4 protein-coding genes are annotated in these 2,972 nt (G+C 44.4%); all 4 read right to left on the bottom strand.

All coding sequences use genetic code 11. The features are described 5' to 3' along the window. A partial coding sequence (locus tag ACNF42_RS08550) for an IS3 family transposase (protein ID WP_443340351.1) occupies positions 1 to 720 on the bottom strand: 720 nt, incomplete at its 3' end. A 2-nt stretch (positions 721 to 722) separates the two neighbouring features. After that, positions 723 to 995, bottom strand: coding sequence for a transposase (locus tag ACNF42_RS08545; protein ID WP_443340349.1), 273 nt, complete (start codon positions 993 to 995; stop codon positions 723 to 725). Between the two features lie 145 nt (positions 996 to 1,140). Then, entirely contained in the window at positions 1,141 to 2,400 is a 1,260-nt protein-coding gene (ltrA, locus tag ACNF42_RS08540) for a group II intron reverse transcriptase/maturase (protein ID WP_443340348.1), read from the bottom strand. Continuing rightward, complete coding sequence (locus ACNF42_RS08535) at positions 2,397 to 2,582, bottom strand: hypothetical protein (RefSeq protein ID WP_443340347.1); 186 nt, start codon at positions 2,580 to 2,582, stop codon at positions 2,397 to 2,399. The genes ltrA and ACNF42_RS08535 overlap by 4 nt, the downstream gene beginning before the upstream one ends. Between the last annotated feature and the right edge of the window lie 390 nt (positions 2,583 to 2,972).

Raw genomic sequence — 2,972 nt, 5'->3', positions numbered from 1 at the left:
TGCATCCTCAAATGTTTCAATATCATTCACCCATATGTAATCTGTCTTGAGGGAGTTGTGGAATGATTCAATATCCCCATTGTCTTCAGGCGTGTGCTTCTGTATGTATTCAGATTTTATTCCCAGAGTCTTCACTGTATTCCTGAATATCTCTGAAATATACTGTGGACCGTTGTCTGTTCTGAGTACAAGATCATGTGGATTTCCATCAGGGAACCTTATTTCATATGCTTTCTCAACTGCCCTGATGCAGTCATTTGATGTACATGACCTGGAGAATTCATATGAAATCCATTTCTTGCTGAAGCAATCCTTTGTTGACATGAGATAGTGCATTCCATCTGTCTGTGTGCTTACATAGTGGATGTCTGTTTCCCATAGCCTGTTTATCTCCTCAGGCTTTGTGAGATCCTTCTTCCTAATTCTGTTCTTATGTTTTGCATATGGCAGTGCAAGACTGTTCCTTCTCATGATTCTCCTAACTGTTTTTATGTTCACATGAATGCCGGAATTCCTTAGAAGTGCCCAGACTCTCCTGTATCCATATGTTGTCCTTTCTCCTGAGATCCGGATTATTTCAGATTCAATGTTTTCAGATATCCTGGATTTCCTTGTTCCTGATCTCCCTGTCTTTCTGTAATATATTGTTGATCTTGGCATATCCATTGCCTTGGATATACGTGATACACTCATCTCTTTTCTTAGAATGTCAACAGTCATCCTTATTTCCTCCCCTGTCGACTTTTTTTTAAAGCATCTATTGCAAGTGCCTGATCACACACCAGTCTTTTCAGATCATCTATCTCCTTCTGGTATGTGTTTCCCTTTGATGATTCACCAAGTGCCCTGCTACCACCATCAATGAACTTCTCCTTCCATCTGCGAAGCTGTACGACAGATATTCCATATCTACGACATAGCTCAGCAATGTTTGCTGCTGTCAGTGACTCGATCACGATCTCTATCTTCTGTTCAACAGTGTATTTTTCAGTCATGTGAGATCACCTTGCGTCCAGGAGTACACAGGAGGTTCATAAAACCCCGTAGGGTAAAGATCTGGATTTCTCCAGACCCTTCCACATCAAACCGTACGGTCGGTTTTCCCGAATACGGCTTTCCGGTGTGCTTCACCATGCGGCATTATATATACGAAATTCTTCCTGTCATTGGCATGAGGCCTAGTATTCTGCCAATTCCTATATACATGGTTTTGTAGGATGCCCTGGATATCTTATGAAGATGGCAGTAGAACTTAGAGACCTTCCACTCAATAAATCGATACAGAGATTTGTACTGCTTTGTGGCGTTGGTGTGGTTGAAGTAGTTTGTGTAGCCTCTTATCAGGGCGTTAAGTTCAGTGATAAGGACGTCCATGCTCTTGACATGGGTTTTTGTGAGCTTTGTCAGTTCCTTAACCTTCCCACGGAACTTTTCCATGGATTTTCTGGAGGGATACATCCTTACCACACCCCTCTTTTTCATGTTGCTGTATCTCCTCTGGTAGTGTATTCCGAGGAAGTCAATGCCCTGGGCTATATCGGTTATCTTTGATTTGTCTACATTCAGCTCGAGACCAAGCAGGTCGAGTATCCTCCTTACAAGATCCATATGCTTCTCCGGGTTGTTTTTCGACAGTACGAGCACGTCATCAGCATAGCGTATCATCACAGCCTCGTTCGCATCAACCTTCTTTGACCAGAGGGTATCCATCTCATTCAGGTATATGTTTGCAAGCAGTGGTGATATCACACCGCCCTGAGGTGTGCCCTCTGATGGGTATGTTGTCTCACCATTATAGACTATACCTGCCCTGAGCCATTCCCTTATGAGTTTTATCACATAGGGATCGGCAATCCTCTTCATTAGAAAGTGGATCATCTTCTCATGATCGATATGGTCAAAGAAGCCTGTGATGTCAATTTCTACTATTCCTGTATAGCCGTAATTCAGATACTTGAAAATCTCATGTGATGCCTGTTTAGCCGATTTACCTCTCCGGTACGCATAGCTGAAATCCTTGAAGTCTGCTTCAAAAATAGGTTCTATTACTGATTTCACTGCCTGCTGGACAACCCGATCCTTTACCGTGGGTATGCCCAGCGGTCTCTTCTTTCCGTCCTGCTTCGGTATGTACACGCGCTTCACGTTCGGAATTCTGTATGTCATGTTCATGAGTTCATTCTGTATCTCTTCAAGAAAGCGTGGTACACCGTAACTTTCTATGTCCTCGATGCTCTTCCAGTCAATGCCTGGCGATCCATTGTTCGCGGATACGTGCTTCCAAGCATCCTGAAGTATGTCGGTCCTGCATATCTTATCGTGTAGGCTGTAGAATTTCCTGTCCTTTCCGTCTTTGGCTGCATGGTAGAGCCCGTCCTGAAGGAGTTCGAGCGTTTTCAATCTTCATACCTCCTTTCAGAGGAATAGAATACTCCTCTCCCTAGAGCGGGCGTGCACAGAGTGAGGTCCCTTTTCTCCTGAAGGGTTGTGCTGTCCCTTCCATCACAGATACTACGAACCTCTCCGACTTCTTGCAGTGCTTCGCCCATCTTTTCCCTTACGGTTATAGACTGGACTACCATTACTCAACCACCTCTCGGGGCATGTTCATGGACACTGCAAGATCTCCCGAGTTATCCAATGTGTCTTTCATCCCATGCAGCTGGCAGGACACCGGGAAGGCTGATACAGTATTGCAATTCTTCACTGTATCAGTGGCAGTCTTCTCCCTCCAGAGACAGGATCGACCCTTCCAATTGGGGCTCTCGGTGTTATATTCCATTCGCTTTCGCTGCTGCCTGGGAGTTTGCAAGTAGCATAACTTCACACGTATCGTCACCGAGACGCATGTATGCTCTGCTAATCAGGTGTATTGCAAATTCCTGCTATCAGACTTACACTGATTAGACATATTTATTCCTCGGCGTGCCTCTGGACTCCCCCTTATATACCTTTAACAGTATATTATCTCT

It is taken from the genome of Cuniculiplasma thermophilum (assembly GCF_052315355.1).
Taxonomy (GTDB): Archaea; Thermoplasmatota; Thermoplasmata; order Thermoplasmatales; family Thermoplasmataceae; genus Cuniculiplasma.
This window is presented reverse-complemented; position numbering and strand designations above follow the sequence as displayed.

What these genes read in the sequence shown, in the direction of transcription:
- ACNF42_RS08545 (WP_443340349.1), bottom strand. Translation starts at nt 995, where the DNA reads ATGACTGAAAAATACACTGTTGAACAGAAGATAGAGATCGTGATCGAG.
- ACNF42_RS08535 (WP_443340347.1), bottom strand. Translation starts at nt 2,582, where the DNA reads ATGGTAGTCCAGTCTATAACCGTAAGGGAAAAGATGGGCGAAGCACTG.